Genomic DNA, 16,859 nt, shown 5'->3' with positions numbered 1-16,859 from the left:
ACCTGAACATGGCACGACTGGCTGGCGTCGACCTGCCCCGCGAGAAGCGGATGGAGATCGCGCTCACCTACATCTATGGCATCGGCAAGCACCACGCCAAGGAGACCCTGGCCGCGACGGGTGTGAACCCCGACCTGCGCGCCAAGGACCTCAGTGACGAGGACCTGCTGAAGCTCCGCGACTACATCGACGAGCACTTCCGCGTCGAGGGTGACCTGCGCCGCGAGGTGGCCGCCGACATCCGTCGCAAGGTGGAGATCGGTTGCTACCAGGGTCTGCGGCACCGCCGTGGCCTCCCGGTGCACGGTCAGCGCACCAAGACCAACGCGCGCTCGAGCAAGGGCCCGCGCAAGACCATCGCCGGCAAGAAGAAGGCCGGCAAGAAGTAAGCCGCGAGAGCGCGTCGCCGCAGATCCCGTGAGGGGGGAGCGTCGGCGCGCACGCGTGCTGCCTCTCTAGGCCACGAAGAGAAGGAACTCGACAGACTCATGCCTCCCAGGGCTCGCGCCGCGGCCGGCGCCAAGAAGGTCCGCCGCAAGGAGAAGAAGAACGTCGCTCACGGTGCTGCGCACATCAAGAGCACGTTCAACAACACGATCGTCTCGATCACCGATCCCAGCGGGAACGTGATCAGCTGGGCCTCCGCCGGCCACGTCGGCTTCAAGGGCTCCCGCAAGTCGACCCCCTTCGCCGCGCAGATGGCCGCCGAGAACGCGGCCCGCAAGGCGCAGGAGCACGGCATGCGCAAGGTGGACGTCTTCGTGAAGGGCCCCGGCTCCGGCCGGGAGACCGCGATCCGCTCGCTCCAGGCCACCGGCCTCGAGGTGGGGCAGATCCAGGACGTCACCCCGCAGCCGCACAACGGCTGCCGCCCCAAGAAGCGCCGCCGGGTCTGACCGGCCACTGACGAGACGAAGAGGTAGATAGACGTGGCCCGTTACACCGGAGCCGACTGCCGCATGTGCCGGCGCGAGAAGATGAAGCTGTTCCTCAAGGGCAGCAAGTGCGAGTCCCCGAAGTGCCCGATCGAGATCCGGCCGTACCCGCCGGGCGAGCACGGCCGGGGCCGCAGCAAGGACAGCGAGTACCTGCTGCAGCTGCGCGAGAAGCAGAAGGCCCGCCGTATCTACGGTGTGCTGGAGAAGCAGTTCCGCGGCTACTACGAAGAGGCCAACCGCAAGACGGGCAAGACCGGTGAGGTCCTGCTGCAGATCCTCGAGTCGCGGCTGGACAACGTGGTCTACCGGGCCGGCTTCGCCGAGTCCCGCGACATGGCCCGCCAGCTGGTGCGCCACGGCCACATCCGGGTGAACGGCCGCAAGGTCGACATCCCGTCGTACCGGGTCAGCGAGAACGACATCATCGAGGTCGCCGAGAAGTCGCGCACGATGATGCCGTTCGAGGTGGCCCAGGCCCGCGCGGGCGAGCGCCCCGTGCCGCCGTGGCTCGAGGTCATCAGCACCCAGCTCCGCGTGCTCGTCCACGGCATCCCGGCCCGTCAGGTGATCGACACCCCGGTCCAGGAGCAGCTGATCGTCGAGCTGTACTCGAAGTAGAAGGACCCTGTCGCACCCCGCCACACGCTCCCCGCGCGGCGGGCCCCTGCGACAGGGCCGTTCCAGCACCACCGGTCCCGGCGGACGGACAGATGTCCGCCGGGGCCAGCACCACCCCCTCACGGCGTCATATGGCGGGTGCCGGAGGACCTGAAGGAGACACCCAATGCTCATCGCACAGCGCCCCACGCTGACCGAGGAGACCATCTCGGAGCAGCGCTCGCGGTTCATCATCGAGCCGCTCGAGCCGGGCTTCGGCTACACCCTCGGCAACTCCCTGCGGCGCACGCTGCTGTCGTCCATCCCCGGTGCCGCTGTCACCAGCATCCGCATCGAGGGCACCCTGCACGAGTTCACCACCGTGCCGGGCGTCAAGGAGGACGTCACCGAGATCATCCTCAACCTCAAGAGCCTGGTCGTCAGCTCCGACTCCGACGAGCCGGTGACCATGTACCTGCGCAAGCAGGGCCCGGGTGAGGTCACCGCCGCGGACATCGCGCCGCCGGCCGGCGTCGAGGTGCACAACCCCGAGCTGCACATCGCCACCCTGAACGGCAAGGGTCGGCTGGAGGTCGAGCTGGTCGTCGAGCGCGGCCGCGGCTACGTGCCGGCCCCGCAGAACAAGCAGCCGGGCCAGGAGATCGGCCGCATCCCCGTCGACTCGATCTACTCGCCGGTCCGCAAGGTCACCTACGCCGTCGAGGCGACCCGCGTCGAGCAGCGCACGGACTTCGACCGGCTCGTGGTGGACGTGGAGACCAAGCCCTCCATCGCCCCGCGGGACGCGATCGCCTCGGCCGGGTCGACCCTGGTCGAGCTCTTCGGGCTGCTGCGCGAGCTGAACATCGACGCCGAGGGCATCGAGGTCGGGCCCAGCCCGGCCGAGGCCGCCGACATCGCCAACTTCTCGATGCCGATCGAGGACATGGACCTCACCGTCCGGTCCTACAACTGCCTCAAGCGCGAGGGCGTGCACACCGTCGGTGAGCTCGTGACCCGCTCCGAGGCCGACCTGCTCGACATCCGGAACTTCGGGGCCAAGTCGATCGACGAGGTCAAGATGAAGCTGGCCGCCATGGGGCTGGCGCTCAAGGACAGCCCGCCCGGGTTCATCCCCACCTCGATCGAGAGCTACGACGAGGGCTACGAGACCGACGCCTACCAGGGCACGGGCGAGTACGCGGCCGGCTACGACCAGGCGCAGTACGACGAGGGCTCCTACCAGGAGACCGAGCAGCTCTGAGCAAGGGCCCCGCTGCACCCCGCCGCCGGCACGTCCGCGGTGGGCCCCTGCAGCGGGGCCGCTCGGGGCACGCCACACTGACGCCACGAGCAGTGCAGCACCACCGCAGCAAGGACGACAGCACCACCACGGATGCAGCCGGCAGCGAGCGCCCGGCCGCCTGAGGAAGGACCGACATGCCCACCCCCACCAAGGGCCCCCGTCTCGGCGGCTCCCCCGCGCACGAGCGGCTGATGCTGGCCAACCTGGCCACCTCGCTGTTCGAGCACGGGCGGATCACCACCACCGAGGCGAAGGCCAAGCGGCTGCGTCCGTTGGCCGAGAAGCTGGTGACCTTCGCCAAGCGCGGTGACCTGCACGCGCGTCGTCAGGTGATGACGACCATCCGTGACAAGGACGTCGTCCACACCCTGTTCGCCGAGATCGGCCCTCGCTACGAGAACCGCCCCGGTGGCTACACCCGCATCACCAAGGTCGGTCCCCGCAAGGGCGACAATGCCCCGATGGCGGTCATCGAGCTGGTCGAGGCCCTGACCGTCGGCCAGCAGGCCGTCGGCGAGGCCGAGCGCGCCCGTGGCACCCAGTTCGCCACCGGCGCCGGCGCGGCCGCTGCCACCGGCGAGGTCACCGCGGACGCGATCGAGACCGCCGACGCCGAGGAGACCCCGGTCGACGAGTCCGCTGCCGGGGAGACCTCCGTCGCCGAGGACGCGGCGGCCGACCAGGTCGCCGAGGAGGCGGCCGGCGAGACCGCCGCCGACGCCGAGGACACGGACGCCCGATGAGCTCGCCCGAGGACGTGACGGGCGCCGGCGCGGCCGGCGTGTCCGCCGGTGGCGGCGACCAGGGGGCGACGTTCCAGGGTGAGACCACCGGTCCCGGTGGCGACACCTCGCCCGCGGTGACCGACGGCAGCGTCACGGACGAGGCGCAGGAGATCGTCACCGACGTCTACAACCCCGACGGCGACCGGCAGGACGACGGTGACGTGACGCCCGAGCCGCAGCGCGAGAACGCGGCCTTGGTGGACGACCCGGCGCTCTCGCCCGAGGTGGCCCGGGCCGCGGCGGCGGAGGTCGAGGCCGCCGAGCTCGGGGACGCCGCGACCGCGAGCCAGCAGTACCAGGGCGGCGACGCCGCTCCGGACCCGAAGTGACGTGCCGCTGAGCGATCAGCAGCGCACGGACGAGCCCGCCACCGACTCCGGTGGCGGGCTCGTCCGTCTCCGGCTGGCCGTGCAGTACGACGGCACCGGCTTCCACGGCTGGGCCCGCCAGCCGGCGATGCGCACGGTCCAGCACGAGCTGGAGCGGGGTCTGGCCACGGTGCTCCGCCGCGACGTCGACCTCACCGTCGCCGGCCGCACCGACGCCGGCGTGCACGCCACCGGTCAGGTCGTCCACTGCGACGTCCCGCGGGGGGTGTGGCAGGAGCAGGCCGCCAAGCTGGTCCGGCGGCTCCGCGGCGTCCTGCCGTCGGACGTGGTGGTCCGGTCGGTGACCGAGGCGCCCCCGGACTTCGATGCGCGCTTCGGTGCGCTGGCCCGCCACTACGCGTACCGGCTGACCGACGACCCGGCGGGTCCGCCGCCGCTGCGCCGGAACGACACGGTGGCCTGGCCGCGTCGGCTCGACGCCACCGCCATGGATCTCGCGGCGGGGCTGCTCCTCGGTGAGCACGACTTCGCGGCCTTCTGCAGGCGCCGCGAGGGGGCGACGACGATCCGCACCCTGCTGCGGCTCAAGGTCTCGAGGGCCGTGGAGGACGCCGGCGTCGAGGTGCTCCGCATCGATGCGTCCGCCGACGCCTTCTGCCACTCGATGGTGCGCAGCCTCGTGGGGGGCCTGATCGCGGTGGGTGAGGGGCGGCGCCCGCTCGACTGGCCGGCGAGCCTCCTGGCACGCTCCGAGCGGTCCAGCGAGGTGCCGGTCGCCCCGGCCCACGGCCTGACGCTGCTCGCCGTCGACTACCCGCCCGATGCCGAGCTCGCCGCCCGTGCCCAGGTCACCCGGGCGCGCCGGGGGTGACGGCCGGGCCGTCGAACAGCCGGTCCAGGCGGTAGCCCAGGATCGCCAGCGCGTCCTCGGCGTCCCGCTGCCGGCCGAGCACGCTGTCGCTGAGGCCGTTCACCAGGGCGAGCAGGCTCGCCGCCTCGATGCGGGCGTCCCGCTGTGCGTCGACATCTCCGCTCTGCTGCGCGCGCACGACGTACCCGGTCAGCAGGTCGGCGAGCGCATCCGGGTGGTCGGTGGTGCCCTCCAGCAGCCCGGGGTCGGTCAGCGTTGCGGCGAAGTAGGCCGTCCACGCCATGCGGTCCGCACGACTCGACTCGTCGGTGGGCAGGATGCTGCCGAGCACGACCTCGAGGGCCAGCCGCGGTGGCAGGCCGGCACCGTGCGCGGTGGCGCGCTCACGGACCCGGCGGTCGAACCGCGCCGCGAGCTCGTCCAGGCCGGCCCGCATCAGCGTCCGCTTGTCGGTGAAGTAGTACTGCACCAGGCGCAGCGACACCCCCGCCTCGGCGGCGACCTCCCGCATGGTGACCGCCTGCAGGCCGCGGCTGCTCGCGATGCGCAGCAGAGCTGCTCTGATGTGGGCCCGCCGTTCGCCGTGGTCGACGCGCCTGGGCATCAGGCCTCCGCGCGTGGGCGGCTCACGGGTGGGGGGAAGGAGAGCACCCGGTCGGCCACCAGCTCGGGAGCCTCGACCTGCAGCGCGTGGCCGGTGCCGGGGACGACCTCCACGCGCCAGTCCGGCCGTACGGCGGACAGGCGGCGGGCGACCGCGGTGGCATCGTGGATGGTGCTGCGCTCGCCGATCAGCACCTGCACCGGCGGGGCGACGCTCTCGAGCTCGTCGTCCGACCACGGCGAGGGGGCGGGGAGCCGGCGCCGGAAGGCCATGGATGCCGACACCAGGGCCATGAGGTCGTCGTCGGCGAGCGTGCCGTTCACCAGGCGCCGGGCCGCCCGGTGGCGCAGTCCCCGGGGCAGTGCGGCGGCCATCCCGCCGAGGACCACCCAGCGGTAGAAGCGGCCGGTCGGCGGCTGGAGGCCGGCCGGGTCCACGAGCGTCACCGCGGAGATCCGCCCCGGCTGCACCCGCGCGTGCTCCAGGGCCAGCCAGCCGCCGTAGGAGCACCCCACCAGGTGGGCGCCACGGGCCCCGACCCCGGCGAGCACCTCCTCGAGCCAGCCCGTGAGCGCCGGCCCGTCGGCCGGCGGCGCGGTCTGCCGGGAGCGGCCGGGCTCACCGGGTGTGTCCACGACCAGCACCGGGTGCTGCCGGCTCAACGCGGCGACGGCGCGGTACCAGCCGATCGCGTTGCCACCCGCGCCGCTGAGCAGGACGACCGGGGCGCTGCCGGTCGGGCCGGCCCGGTATCCCCGGACGGTGCCCGCCGTGGTCGGCAGGTCGACCGGATCGACCGGGACCGGCCAGACCCGGTCCAGCACCTCGTCGTAGCGCACGAGGAACCTGTTCCGCGCTGCATCGCTGGTGAACGCGGACGGGCGGGCGGTCCTGGTGGGCATGGCGGCTCCTGCCTCGGCGGCGTTGGTGATACAGGTGTACCACCAAGCGTCGCCGGGCGGAAGGGCCGCGTCAGGGGACGGAGGCGACCGCCTCGGCGACCGGCGTCGTGCCGGAGACCAGCTCCACCACGGCTCCGTCGCGCGGGGAGTCGAGGAACGCCAGCAGCACGGCGGCGACATCGTCGCGGGGGATCTCGCCGCGCTCCACGTGCCGGTCGAGGGTGACCCGGCCCGTGCCGGGATCGTCGGTCAGGCCGCCCGGCCGCAGCACCGTGACCGCGAGGGCGGGGCGGGCGAGCAGGTTCTGCTCGGCGGCGAGCTTGGCGCGCAGGTAGGCGGCGAACACCTCGTCGACGCCGTCGGGCGCGGCGCCACCGGCCACCAGGTCGGTCCCCATGGAGGAGACGAGCAGGTAGGTCCGCACCCCCGCCCGCTCGGCGGCGTCGGCCAGCAGCACCGCCGCTCCGCGGTCGACGCTGTCCTTGCGGGCGGCCCCGCTGCCCGGCCCGGCGCCCGCGGCGAACACGACCCCGTCAGCGCCCTGCAGCACCTCGGCGACCTCCTCGAGCGAGGCCGACTCGAGGTCGATCACCGCCGGCGTCACGCCATCGGCTTCCAGGTCGGCCCGGTGATCGGGATTGCGGACGAGCCCGACGACGGTGTCGCCGCGGCCGGACAGGAGACGGCCGAGGCGGCGAGCGACCTGCCCGTGGGCCCCGGCGATGACGATGCGCATGCCCACGCCCTACCCGGGGGGCGCGCCGGCTACCGCCCGGGCGCGCGCCAGCTCCTCGGGGGTGTCGCAGTCCAGCCACGGCGCCGGGCGGCCAGGTGCCACCGGCGGGGAGAAGCGGTCGACGGCGAGCCCGGAGACCACCCGGTGCAGGGCGCGAGGGCAGTCCGGCGCGGCCACGGCGGCGCGCAGCGCAGCCGTGCGCCAGGCGCCGAGCAGGAGCTGGTCGCGACCGGTGTCGTCGACCACCAGGACACCGTCGTGGCGCAGGCGTCGGCGCAGCTCCGCGACCAGGTGGGCGGTGAGGAACGGCAGGTCGGCGGCGAGGAGGACGACGACGGCGGTGTCCACGACCGCGAGCCCGGCCCGCAGCGCCGCGACGGGCCCACCGCCGGGCGGCGCCTCGCGGGTCAGGAGGACATCGCCCGGGACCTCCTGCGCCGGCCCCACGACGATCCGCTGCCGCGCGTCGCCGACGGCGTCGAGGACGGCCGTCAGCATCGTCCGGCGGCCCACGCGCAGCTGGGGCTTGGCCTGCCCGCCCAGCCGCTCGGCCCGTCCACCGGCCAGCACCACGGCCGAGTACGGGGGCAGCGGGTCCACGCCGACACGGTAGGCCCACGGCATGGGTACCGTCCTCCGCGTGGGACGAGTCACCAGCCGCACCCCGGTGCTGCGCATCCGCGGCGCGCAGCACACCACCCGGCCCGACACGGTCGCCGCGGAGGAGCCGCTCGAGATCCGCCTGGGCGGTACCGCGCTGGCGATCACCATGCGCACCCCCGGCGACGACTTCGACCTGGTGCACGGCTTCCTGGCGACCGAGGGCGTGATCCGCGGCGCCGACGACGTCGCGGGCCTGCGCTACTGCGACTCGGTCGACGCGGACGGGCGCAACACGTACAACGTCGTGGACGTCGACCTGGCGCCCGGCGTGCCGATGCCCGACACCGGGCTGGAGCGGAACTTCTACACGTCCAGCTCCTGCGGGGTCTGCGGCAAGGCGAGCATCGACGCGATCCGCACGAAGACCTCCTTCGACGTCGCCGCCGACACCCTGCGGCTCCCACTGGCGGCCCTGCTGGCGCTGCCGGACCGGCTCCGCGCCCAGCAGCAGGTGTTCGACAAGACCGGTGGCCTGCACGCCGCCGGGCTGTTCGGCGCCGACGGCGAGCTGCTCGCGCTGCGCGAGGACGTCGGTCGGCACAACGCGGTGGACAAGGTGATCGGCGACGGCGTGCGGGCCGGCCGGCTGCCGCTGGCCGGGCACGTCCTGATGGTGAGCGGCCGGGCGAGCTTCGAGCTGACCCAGAAGGCGGCGATGGCCGGCATCCCGGTGCTGGCGGCGGTCTCCGCGCCGTCGTCGCTGGCCGTGGAGCTGGCCCGCGAGGTCGGCATCACCCTCGTCGGCTTCCTCCGTGGCGACGGCTGCAACGTCTACACCCACCAGGAGCGCATCGCACTGGACTGACGCGGCCACCTGCACGGGCCTTGCGCGCCCCGCGAGGTGACCGCAGGAGTGGGGGCCGGAGGCTCCCGCGACGCAGGTCAGGACGCGCTCAGCGCAGCTGGGCCACGGCTCCTGGCCGCGATGTCGTCCGGAGGACGACGTCAGACATGGTCTCCGCCGCGGAGCTGGCTCACCACGTGCGGGAGCAGCGGGCCGAGGACGGCGAGCCCGTCCCGCACCCCGCCGGTGGAGCCGGGCAGGTTGACGATCAGCGTGCGCGCGGCGGTGCCGGCCAGCCCACGGGAGAGGACCGCCGTGGGGACCCCGTGCTCGGCGCCGTACCGGCGGACCGCCTCGGCGATGCCGGGCGCCTCCCGCTCGAGCACCGCCCGGGTGGCCTCGGGGGTGACGTCGGTGGGGGAGAGGCCGGTGCCGCCGGTGGTGACCACCAGGTCGACGCCGAGGTCCACCGCGTTGCGCAGCACGGCCTCCAGCTCGGCGGCGTCGTCGGGCCGCACGTGCGGCCCCTCCACCGCGAAGCCCAGCTCGCGCAACCCGGCGGCGAGCACCTGGCCGCTGCGGTCCTCGTAGACGCCGGCCGCGGCCCGGTTCGAGGCGGTGAGTACGACGGCGCGCGCGCCGGCCGGGAGCGCGGCGGTCACCGGGTCCACTCCCCGCTCTTGCCGCCGGACTTCCGCAGCAGCCGGACGTCGGTGATCGTCGCCCGCGGGTCGACCGCCTTCACCATGTCGATCATGGTGAGCCCGGCCACGGTGACCGCGGTGAGCGCCTCCATCTCCACCCCGGTGCGGTCGGCGGTGCGGGCGGTGGCGGTGATCTCGACCGCGTCGTCGGCGACCTCGACGTCCACCGTCACGCCGTGCAGGGCGATCGGGTGGCACAGCGGCACCAGGTCCGGCGTCCGCTTGGCCCCGGCGATGCCGGCGATCCGCGCGACGGCGACGGCGTCGCCCTTGGGGACGCCCTTCCCGCGCAGCAGGTCGACCACCTCGGCGCTGACCAGCACCCGGCCGGCCGCGGTGGCCTCCCGGGCGGTGACCGCCTTGGCGGAGACGTCGACCATCCGGGCGGCGCCGGACTCGTCGACGTGGGTGAGGCGTGGTTCGGTCACTGGAGCGCTCCCTCGATCAGCACGACGTCCACGGAGGCGTCGGCGGGCAGTTCGGTGACGTCCTCTGGCACGACGACCAGGCAGTTGGCCCGGGCCAGGTGTGCGACCAGGTGGGAGCCGGGTCCGCCGACCTGGGAGACCTCCCCGCCCTCGTAGCGGCCGCGCAGGTACTGCCGGCGACCGGCGGGGGAGCGCAGCGGGCCGGCGAGCCGGGCGGGTACCCGCACCCGGGCGGGCGAGCTGTGCCCCAGTGCCCGGCGCAGGGCCGGGCGGACGAAGACCTCGAAGGAGACGAAGGCGCTCACCGGGTTGCCGGGCAGGGTGACCACGGGGACGCCGTCGACCGTGCCGGCGCCCTGGGGCCCGCCGGGCTGCATGGCGACCTTGCCGAACTCGACGGTGCCGAGCGTGCGGAAGGCGTCCTTGACCACCTCGTAGGCGCCGGCGCTCACCCCGCCGCTGGTGATCAGCAGGTCGGCCGTCGCCAGCTCCGCCCGCACGGTGGCGAGGAACTGGTCCACGTCGTCGGGGACGAAGTGCAGTCGCCGGGGGATGCCGCCGGCCTCCTCGACCGCGGCGGCCAGCAGCACCGAGTTGGACTCGTAGATCTGCCCCCGCGCCAGCGGCTGCCCCGGTGCGACGAGCTCGCTGCCGGTGGAGAGGACCAGTACCCGCGGCCGGCGCCGGACGACCAGCTCCGAGACGCCCACCGCGGCGGCCAGGCCCAGCTGGGCGGCGCCGAGCGGGGCCCCGGCGGGGAGGGCGACGATGCCTGCGGTGATGTCCTCGCCGGCCGCCCGCAGGTGGCTCCCGGCGGGCGGGCGGCCGCGGATCTCCACGACGTCGGTGCCCCCGTCGGTGAGCTCCACGGGGACGACGACGTCGGCCCCCGGGGGCAGCGGGGCCCCGGTCATGATGCGGTGGACGGTGCCCGGCGCCAGGGGGACGACGTCGGTGCGCCCGGCGGGGATGTCCTCGGCCACCGGCAGCCGGACCGGGCCGCCGTCGTCGCCGGCGAGCTCGGCCCACCGGCCGGCGTAGCCGTCCATCGCCGAGTTGTCGAAGCCCGGCAGCGGCACCTCGGCGACGACGTCGCGCGCCAGCACCCGACCGTGCGCGGCCGACAGGGGCACGGTCTCCTCGGGCAGGGCGGGCAGCAGGGCGTCCACCACCGACTGGTGTTCCTCGACCGTGCGCACGGGGCACATCCTCGCCCATCGCCGCGTGCCCGCCACCGGCGGTGGAAGGGGGCGCGTGGATGGCAGCGGTCGTCGTGCTGGGCCAGATCGGCCGCGATCTGGTGCTCCGGCTCTCGCGGGTGCCCGCGGCCGGTGGGTCGGCCCCGGCCACGGGGCGCCGGGAGCTGCTCGGCGGGAAGGGGGCGAACCAGGCGGTCGCGCTGACCCAGCTCGGCGTCCCGGTGGCGCTGGTCGGCGTCGTCGGCGACGACGCCGCGGGACGCGACGTGCGGGCGCAGGCCGCCGCCGACGGGATCGACGTCTCCGGCGTCGTCACCCGGCCGGGCACGCCCACCGCGCTGCTGCTCGACCTGGTGGAGGACGGCGGCCGCCGGCGGCTGGTCGAGGACGTGCCGCCCGGCGCGCTGCTGACCCCCGCCGACGTGGCCGGCGCGGCCGAGCAGCTGGCGGCCTGCCAGGTGCTGAGCCTGCAGCTGCAGCAGCCCGGCGCGGCGGTGCGCGCGGCGCTGGCGCGCGTCCCCCGGACGGCCCTCGTGGTGGCCGACGGCGCCGCGGAGGACCCGGCGACGAGGGAGGCGGTGCTCGCCCGCGCGGACGTCGTCCGGGCCGACGCCACCGAGGCCGAGCTCCTGGTCGGCCGCCCGCTGCCCCGTGTGGAGGACGCCCGCGACGCCGCGGCGCAGCTGCTGGCGGCGGGCCCCCGGCTGGTGGCGATGGCGGTGGGGAAGCAGGGCGACCTGGTGGCCTGGCGGTCCGGACCGGCCCTCGGCGTCGCGGCGGGGGAGCGCGAGGTCGACCCGGCGTGGGCCGATGGCGAGCTCGTCGTGCCGCTGCTCGGGGAGGCGCCGGTCGACCCGACCGGAGCCGGGGACGTGTGGGTGGCGGCGCTCGTCGCCGCGCTGCTCGGCAGGGGCGGCCCCGAGGACGCGGCCTGGCTCGCCGCCGCGGCGGCGGCCGCGACGGTCTCGCACGCAGGGGGCAGGCCGGCGCTGGACCCGGCGGTGCTGGCCGACGTGGTCGCCCGCGAGCGCGGACGCCTGGGAGTCCGGTTATCGTCCGGTCGTGGCTGAGATCGACCGGATGCTCGAAGCGAACGCGGAGTGGGCCGAGCGGTTCCCCGGCAGCAAGCCGGTGGCCCCGGCCCGGAAGGTCGCCGTCGTGGCGTGCATGGACTCCCGGATGCCGCTGTTCCCCCTCCTGGGTCTGGAGGTCGGTGACGCGCACGTCATCCGCAATGCCGGCGGCGTCGTCACCGAGGACACCGTGCGGTCGCTGACCATCTCGCAGCACCTGCTCGGCACCCGGGAGATCGTGCTGGTCCACCACACCGACTGCGGGCTGCAGAAGAGCAACGACGTCGACTTCGCCGACCGGGTCGAGCAGGCCACCGGCCGCCGTCCCCCGTGGTCGGCGCGCACGTTCACCGACGTCGACGCCGACGTCCGCGAGTCGATGCGGCTGCTGCGGGACTGCCCCTACCTCCTGTCGCGCGAGGTGCGGGGGACGGTCTACGACGTCGACACCGGGCGGCTGCGCGAAGTCCGGTAACCGGCCGTCAGCGGCCCCCGTCCAGGGTCCCGGTGACACGCTGGAACGGCCCCCGTCCAGAGGCTCGCCCCGAGCCTGCGAGGGGTGAGGAGGACGGAGGTCCTTCGACTGGTATCGTGCTCGGTTGGCGCGCGTGCCGGCTGGTGCCGCGCGTGCAGAACCGTCTCCCGTGCTCGGCGAGGCGATCCCACCAGCCATCCCGACGACGACGGAGGACGCGCGCCGTGCGCACGTACACCCCCAAGCCCGGCGAGGTCGCCCGGGCCTGGCACGTCATCGACGCCACGGACGTGGTGCTCGGTCGACTGGCCAGCCAGACCGCGCAGCTCCTGCGCGGCAAGCACAAGCCCCAGTACGCCCCGCACGTGGACGTCGGCGACTTCGTCGTCATCGTCAACGCCGGCAAGGTCGCCCTGACCGGGTCCAAGCGCGAGGACAAGCGCGCCTACCGGCACTCCGGCCACCCGGGTGGCCTCAAGACCATCAACGTGGGCGACCAGCTGCGCACGCACCCCGACCGCGTCATCGAGCGCGCGATCAAGGGCATGCTGCCGCACAACAGCCTCGGTCGGCAGATGATCAAGAAGCTCAAGGTCTACGCCGGCCCGGAGCACCCGCACGCCGCGCAGCAGCCCCAGACCTACGAGATCAAGCAGGTGGCCCAGTGACCAGCGCACTGACCGTGACCGACGCCGAGGGGCGTCCGGTGCAGACCGTCGGCCGGCGCAAGGAGGCAGTCGTCCGTGTGCGGCTGCTCCCCGGCACCGGCCAGTTCAAGCTCAACGGCCGCACCCTCGAGGAGTACTTCCCGAACAAGGTGCACCAGCAGCTCATCCGTGAGCCGTTCGTGACCCTCGAGAAGGCCGAGCAGTACGACGTCGTCGGCCTCCTCAAGGGTGGCGGCGTCACGGGCCAGGCCGGCGCGCTGCGCCTGGCCATCGCCCGCGCCCTCATCGAGGTCGAGAGCGAGGACCGCCCGGCCCTCAAGAAGGCCGGCTTCCTGACCCGTGACCCGCGGGTCAAGGAGCGCAAGAAGTACGGGCTCAAGAAGGCCCGCAAGGCGCCTCAGTACTCCAAGCGCTGACCGGCACGGCTGCGTCGGCCATGGGGGGGAGACTCTTCGGCACCGACGGCGTCCGGGGTCGGGCGAACGCCGACCTCACGCCGGAGCTGGCCCTCTCGGTGGCACGCGCCGCCGCAGGCGTGCTCGCCGACCGCGACGGGACCTCGCGTCCCGTCGCGGTCGTCGGCCGCGACCCCCGTGCCAGCGGGGAGATGCTCGAGGCCGCGGTCGTCGCGGGCCTCACGAGCGCCGGAGCCGAGGTGCTCCTCGCCGGGGTGGTCCCCACGCCGGCGCTGGCCTGGCTGACCGGCCGCAGCGGCGCCGATCTCGGCGTCATGATCTCGGCCAGCCACAACCCGATGCCCGACAACGGCATCAAGCTCTTCAGCCGGGGCGGGCACAAGCTGCCCGATGCCGTCGAGGCGGCCATCGAGCAGACCGTCGCCTCCGGCTCCTCCGACGGCCACCGCCCCACCGGCGGCGGGGTCGGCCGCGTCCGCGCACTCGACGACGGCACCGACGCCTACGTCGAGCACCTGCTCGGCACGGCCGTCCGGCCGCTGACCGGCCTGTCCGTCGTCGTGGACGCCGCCCACGGAGCGGCCGCCACGGCCGCCCCCGAGGTCTACCGGCGGGCCGGCGCGACGGTGCACGCGATCGGCTGCGCGCCCGACGGCTGGAACATCAACGACGGCGTGGGCTCCACCCACCTCGGGCCGCTGGTCGAGGCCGTCCGGGCGCGCGGCGCCGACATCGGGCTCGCCCACGACGGGGACGCCGACCGGTGCCTCGCCGTCACCGCCGACGGCGACGTCGTCGACGGCGACGCCATCCTGGCCATCTGCGCGCTGGACCTGCACGAGCGCGGTGCGCTGAAGTCCGACACGGTCGTCGCGACGGTGATGAGCAACCTCGGGTTCCACCACACGATGCGCGACGCCGGGATCACCGTGAGCACGACGGCCGTCGGCGACCGCTACGTGCTCGAGGCCTTGCGCGCCCACGACCTCAGCCTCGGCGGGGAGCAGAGCGGGCACCTCGTCTTCCTGGAGCACGCCACCACCGGCGACGGCCTGCTCACCGGGCTGGCCCTGCTCTCCCGCATGGCCGGCACCGGCGCCTCGCTGGCGGAGCTGGCCTCGGTGGTGCAGCGGCTGCCGCAGGTGCTGGTCAACGTGCCGGTCTCCGACCGCCTCGCCGTGGCCGAGAGCGACGAGGTCGCCGCCGCGGTCAACGCGGTGGAGGCGGAGCTGGGCGACAGCGGCCGGGTGCTGCTGCGCCCGTCGGGCACCGAGCAGCTGATCCGCGTCATGGTGGAGGCGCCCACGCAGGAGCAGGCCGACGCCGTCGCCCAGCGGCTCGCGGAGGTCGTCGCCGCGGTCGGCTGACGGCTGGATCCGGCCTCACCCCTCGGGGCGGACCGGTCGCGCGCGGGGGACGAACGGGCCACGGTCCCCGGTACTCTCGGTGAAATGTGCGGCATCGTGGGATACGTCGGCCCTCAGGACGCGCTGGACGTCGTCCTGGAGGGGCTGCGCCGGCTCGAGTACCGCGGGTACGACTCCGCGGGCATCGCCGTCGTCTCCGGCGGTGAGCTGAGCACGGCGAAGAAGGCCGGCAAGCTGGCCAACCTGGAGAAGGTGCTGGCCGACGAGCCGCTGCCGGCCGCCACGATCGGCATCGGGCACACCCGGTGGGCGACCCACGGCGGCCCCACCGACCGGAACGCCCACCCGCACGTCTCCGGTGACGGGACCGTCGCGGTGATCCACAACGGCATCATCGAGAACTTCGTGGCGCTGCGGGCCGAGTGCGAGGCCGCCGGCGTGGAGTTCACGTCGGAGACCGACACCGAGGTGGTGGCCCACCTGCTCGCCGCCGTCTACGGGGCGACCCCGGAGGGGCCGGGCCGGCTGGCCGAGGCGATGCGCGGGGTCTGCCGGCGGCTGGAGGGCGCGTTCACCCTCGTCGCCACCCACGTCGCCGAGCCCGACACCCTCGTCGCCGCCCGGCGCAGCAGCCCGCTCGTGGTCGGCATCGGGGAGACGGCCGACGGCGTGGCCGAGTACTTCCTGGGCTCCGACGTCGCGGCGTTCATCGGGCACACCAAGGAGGCCCGGGAGCTCGGCCAGGACCAGGTGGTCGAGATCGACCGCACCCGCGGGCTCACGGTGACCGGCTTCGACGGGGCGCCGGCCGAGCCCACGGCCTACACGGTCGACTGGGACGCCGCCGCCGCCGAGAAGGGCGGCTACGACTGGTTCATGCTCAAGGAGATCGCCGAGCAGCCGCAGGCGATCGCCGACACCCTGCTGGGCCGGCTGGGCGAGAACGGCGAGCTGGTTCTCGACGAGGTCCGGCTGTCGGACCAGGAGCTCCGCGACATCGACAAGATCTTCGTCGTCTCCTGCGGCACGAGCTACCACGCGGGCCTGATCGCCAAGTACGCCATCGAGCACTGGACCCGCATCCCGGTCGAGGTGGAGGTCGCCAGCGAGTTCCGCTACCGCGACCCGGTGCTCGACCGCTCCACGCTGGTCATCGTCATCAGCCAGTCCGGCGAGACGATGGACACCCTCATGGCGCTGCGGCACGCCAAGGAGCAGAAGGCCCGCGTGCTCGCCATCTGCAACGCCAACGGCTCGACCATCCCCCGGGAGTCCGACGCCGTCCTGTACACCCACGCCGGCCCCGAGATCGCCGTCGCATCGACCAAGGCGTTCCTCGCCCAGGTCGTCGCCTGCTACCTCGTCGGGCTCTTCCTGGCCCAGGTGCGCGGGGTCAAGTACGAGGACGAGATCGCCGCGATCGTCGAGGACCTGCGGCAGCTGCCCGACGCCGTCGAGAAGGTGCTGGAGCAGATGGAGCCGGTGCGCGCGCTGGGCCGGTCGCTCGCCGACGCGGGCACCATCCTGTTCCTCGGCCGGCACGTGGGGTTCCCCGTGGCGCTGGAGGGCGCGCTCAAGCTCAAGGAGCTGGCCTACATCCACGCCGAGGGCTTCGCCGCGGGCGAGCTGAAGCACGGGCCGATCGCCGTCGTCGACCAGGGCACCCCGGTCGTCGTCGTGGTGCCCTCGCCGCGCAGCCGCAACTCGGTGCACGGCAAGGTCGTGTCCAACATCCAGGAGGTCCGGGCCCGCGGAGCGCGCACGATCGTGATCGCCGAGGACGGCGACGACGACGTGGTGCCGTTCGCCGACCACCTGATCCGGGTGCCGCGCACGCCGACCCTCATGGCCCCCGTGGTGACGACCGTGCCGCTGCAGGTGCTCGCCTGCGAGATCGCCGACACCCGTGGGTACGACGTCGACCAGCCGCGCAACCTGGCCAAGAGCGTCACCGTCGAGTAGAAGGACCTCGATGCCCCCCACGACTCGCTCCGCTCGCCGCGGGCCCCTGCAT

Annotated in this window: 21 protein-coding genes; 14 read left to right on the top strand and 7 right to left on the bottom strand. The window is 74.1% G+C overall.

The window, feature by feature from the left end; genetic code table 11:
• Positions 1-8 precede the first annotated feature (8 nt).
• The 7 genes from rpsM to truA all read left to right on the top strand — a co-directional run bounded on the left by rpsM (position 9) and on the right by truA (position 4,826).
• The gene (rpsM, locus tag ACI799_RS03445) at positions 9-389 is read left to right on the top strand and encodes a 30S ribosomal protein S13 (RefSeq protein WP_456590442.1); all 381 of its coding nucleotides are present in this window, start codon (positions 9-11) and stop codon (positions 387-389) included.
• Between the two features lie 99 nt (positions 390-488).
• Entirely contained in the window at positions 489-896 is a 408-nt protein-coding gene (gene rpsK, locus ACI799_RS03440; protein ID WP_091319594.1) for a 30S ribosomal protein S11, read from the top strand.
• A gap of 33 nt (positions 897-929) precedes the next feature.
• Positions 930-1,556: a 30S ribosomal protein S4 gene (gene rpsD, locus ACI799_RS03435; RefSeq protein ID WP_456590441.1), complete on the top strand. Its 627-nt coding sequence runs from the start codon at positions 930-932 to the stop codon at positions 1,554-1,556.
• 166 nt (positions 1,557-1,722) lie between these two features.
• Positions 1,723-2,799, top strand: a complete 1,077-nt coding sequence (locus ACI799_RS03430; RefSeq protein WP_456590440.1) for a DNA-directed RNA polymerase subunit alpha — start codon at positions 1,723-1,725, stop codon at positions 2,797-2,799.
• A gap of 176 nt (positions 2,800-2,975) precedes the next feature.
• Positions 2,976-3,584, top strand: a complete 609-nt coding sequence (rplQ, locus tag ACI799_RS03425) for a 50S ribosomal protein L17 (protein ID WP_456612456.1) — start codon at positions 2,976-2,978, stop codon at positions 3,582-3,584.
• Positions 3,581-3,955 carry a hypothetical protein gene (locus ACI799_RS03420; RefSeq protein ID WP_456590438.1) on the top strand — a complete coding sequence of 125 codons (375 nt, stop codon included), beginning with the start codon at positions 3,581-3,583 and terminating at the stop codon, positions 3,953-3,955. Before rplQ ends, ACI799_RS03420 begins: the two co-directional genes overlap by 4 nt.
• Before the next feature lies 1 nt (position 3,956).
• A complete protein-coding gene (truA, locus tag ACI799_RS03415) occupies positions 3,957-4,826 on the top strand; it encodes a tRNA pseudouridine(38-40) synthase TruA (RefSeq protein WP_456612455.1) in 870 nt (289 codons plus the stop codon).
• On the opposite strand, the gene ACI799_RS03410 is transcribed toward truA, so the two are convergent.
• From ACI799_RS03410 to mobA, 4 genes are all read right to left on the bottom strand, one after another.
• Positions 4,804-5,430 carry a TetR/AcrR family transcriptional regulator gene (locus ACI799_RS03410; RefSeq protein WP_456612454.1) on the bottom strand — a complete coding sequence of 209 codons (627 nt, stop codon included), beginning with the start codon at positions 5,428-5,430 and terminating at the stop codon, positions 4,804-4,806. The two genes, truA and ACI799_RS03410, sit on opposite strands and share 23 nt — an antisense overlap.
• A complete protein-coding gene (locus ACI799_RS03405; protein ID WP_456612453.1) occupies positions 5,430-6,332 on the bottom strand; it encodes an alpha/beta fold hydrolase in 903 nt (300 codons plus the stop codon). The genes ACI799_RS03410 and ACI799_RS03405 overlap by 1 nt, the downstream gene beginning before the upstream one ends.
• 70 nt (positions 6,333-6,402) lie before the next feature.
• A complete protein-coding gene (locus tag ACI799_RS03400) occupies positions 6,403-7,068 on the bottom strand; it encodes an NAD(P)H-binding protein (RefSeq protein ID WP_456590434.1) in 666 nt (221 codons plus the stop codon).
• A gap of 9 nt (positions 7,069-7,077) precedes the next feature.
• The gene (gene mobA, locus ACI799_RS03395; RefSeq protein ID WP_456600093.1) at positions 7,078-7,668 is read right to left on the bottom strand and encodes a molybdenum cofactor guanylyltransferase; all 591 of its coding nucleotides are present in this window, start codon (positions 7,666-7,668) and stop codon (positions 7,078-7,080) included.
• A 40-nt stretch (positions 7,669-7,708) separates the two neighbouring features.
• Here mobA and fdhD point away from each other — a divergent pair, with 40 nt between their 5' ends.
• Positions 7,709-8,536 carry a formate dehydrogenase accessory sulfurtransferase FdhD gene (gene fdhD / locus ACI799_RS03390; protein ID WP_456590432.1) on the top strand — a complete coding sequence of 276 codons (828 nt, stop codon included), beginning with the start codon at positions 7,709-7,711 and terminating at the stop codon, positions 8,534-8,536.
• 140 nt (positions 8,537-8,676) lie between these two features.
• Here the strand turns inward: fdhD and ACI799_RS03385 are convergent, their stop codons facing one another.
• From ACI799_RS03385 to moeA, 3 genes are read right to left on the bottom strand one after another with little or no spacing between them, the layout of a single operon-like run.
• The gene (locus tag ACI799_RS03385) at positions 8,677-9,177 is read right to left on the bottom strand and encodes a MogA/MoaB family molybdenum cofactor biosynthesis protein (RefSeq protein WP_456590431.1); all 501 of its coding nucleotides are present in this window, start codon (positions 9,175-9,177) and stop codon (positions 8,677-8,679) included.
• Positions 9,174-9,647, bottom strand: a complete 474-nt coding sequence (gene moaC / locus ACI799_RS03380; RefSeq protein WP_456600095.1) for a cyclic pyranopterin monophosphate synthase MoaC — start codon at positions 9,645-9,647, stop codon at positions 9,174-9,176. Before moaC ends, ACI799_RS03385 begins: the two co-directional genes overlap by 4 nt.
• A complete protein-coding gene (gene moeA / locus ACI799_RS03375; protein ID WP_456612452.1) occupies positions 9,644-10,855 on the bottom strand; it encodes a molybdopterin molybdotransferase MoeA in 1,212 nt (403 codons plus the stop codon). The genes moaC and moeA overlap by 4 nt, the downstream gene beginning before the upstream one ends.
• A gap of 50 nt (positions 10,856-10,905) precedes the next feature.
• Between moeA and ACI799_RS03370 the strand changes: the two genes are divergently transcribed.
• The 6 genes from ACI799_RS03370 to glmS all read left to right on the top strand — a co-directional run bounded on the left by ACI799_RS03370 (position 10,906) and on the right by glmS (position 16,807).
• Positions 10,906-11,916, top strand: coding sequence for a PfkB family carbohydrate kinase (locus ACI799_RS03370; protein ID WP_456597878.1), 1,011 nt, complete (start codon positions 10,906-10,908; stop codon positions 11,914-11,916).
• On the top strand, positions 11,909-12,394 hold the full coding sequence (locus ACI799_RS03365; RefSeq protein ID WP_456590427.1) for a beta-class carbonic anhydrase: 486 nt from the start codon (positions 11,909-11,911) through the stop codon (positions 12,392-12,394). Before ACI799_RS03370 ends, ACI799_RS03365 begins: the two co-directional genes overlap by 8 nt.
• A 224-nt stretch (positions 12,395-12,618) precedes the next feature.
• The gene (gene rplM / locus ACI799_RS03360; RefSeq protein WP_456590426.1) at positions 12,619-13,062 is read left to right on the top strand and encodes a 50S ribosomal protein L13; all 444 of its coding nucleotides are present in this window, start codon (positions 12,619-12,621) and stop codon (positions 13,060-13,062) included.
• Complete coding sequence (rpsI, locus tag ACI799_RS03355) at positions 13,059-13,478, top strand: 30S ribosomal protein S9 (RefSeq protein ID WP_456590425.1); 420 nt, start codon at positions 13,059-13,061, stop codon at positions 13,476-13,478. Before rplM ends, rpsI begins: the two co-directional genes overlap by 4 nt.
• 20 nt (positions 13,479-13,498) lie before the next feature.
• Positions 13,499-14,845, top strand: coding sequence for a phosphoglucosamine mutase (glmM, locus tag ACI799_RS03350; protein WP_456590424.1), 1,347 nt, complete (start codon positions 13,499-13,501; stop codon positions 14,843-14,845).
• An 84-nt stretch (positions 14,846-14,929) separates the two neighbouring features.
• Entirely contained in the window at positions 14,930-16,807 is a 1,878-nt protein-coding gene (glmS, locus tag ACI799_RS03345) for a glutamine--fructose-6-phosphate transaminase (isomerizing) (RefSeq protein WP_456590423.1), read from the top strand.
• Positions 16,808-16,859 lie beyond the last annotated feature (52 nt).

It is taken from the genome of Blastococcus sp. SYSU DS0753 (assembly GCF_054051175.1).
This window is presented reverse-complemented; position numbering and strand designations above follow the sequence as displayed.

Coding starts and splice junctions, on each gene's coding strand:
- ACI799_RS03370 (WP_456597878.1), top strand. CDS start 10,906: ATGGCAGCGGTCGTCGTGCTGGGCCAGATCGGCCGCGATCTGGTGCTC.
- rpsM (WP_456590442.1), top strand. CDS start 9: ATGGCACGACTGGCTGGCGTCGACCTGCCCCGCGAGAAGCGGATGGAG.
- ACI799_RS03420 (WP_456590438.1), top strand. CDS start 3,581: ATGAGCTCGCCCGAGGACGTGACGGGCGCCGGCGCGGCCGGCGTGTCC.
- rplQ (WP_456612456.1), top strand. CDS start 2,976: ATGCCCACCCCCACCAAGGGCCCCCGTCTCGGCGGCTCCCCCGCGCAC.
- ACI799_RS03405 (WP_456612453.1), bottom strand. CDS start 6,332: ATGCCCACCAGGACCGCCCGCCCGTCCGCGTTCACCAGCGATGCAGCG.
- glmM (WP_456590424.1), top strand. CDS start 13,499: ATGGGGGGGAGACTCTTCGGCACCGACGGCGTCCGGGGTCGGGCGAAC.
- moeA (WP_456612452.1), bottom strand. CDS start 10,855: ATGTGCCCCGTGCGCACGGTCGAGGAACACCAGTCGGTGGTGGACGCC.
- rpsK (WP_091319594.1), top strand. CDS start 489: ATGCCTCCCAGGGCTCGCGCCGCGGCCGGCGCCAAGAAGGTCCGCCGC.
- ACI799_RS03410 (WP_456612454.1), bottom strand. CDS start 5,430: ATGCCCAGGCGCGTCGACCACGGCGAACGGCGGGCCCACATCAGAGCA.
- glmS (WP_456590423.1), top strand. CDS start 14,930: ATGTGCGGCATCGTGGGATACGTCGGCCCTCAGGACGCGCTGGACGTC.
- ACI799_RS03430 (WP_456590440.1), top strand. CDS start 1,723: ATGCTCATCGCACAGCGCCCCACGCTGACCGAGGAGACCATCTCGGAG.
- ACI799_RS03400 (WP_456590434.1), bottom strand. CDS start 7,068: ATGCGCATCGTCATCGCCGGGGCCCACGGGCAGGTCGCTCGCCGCCTC.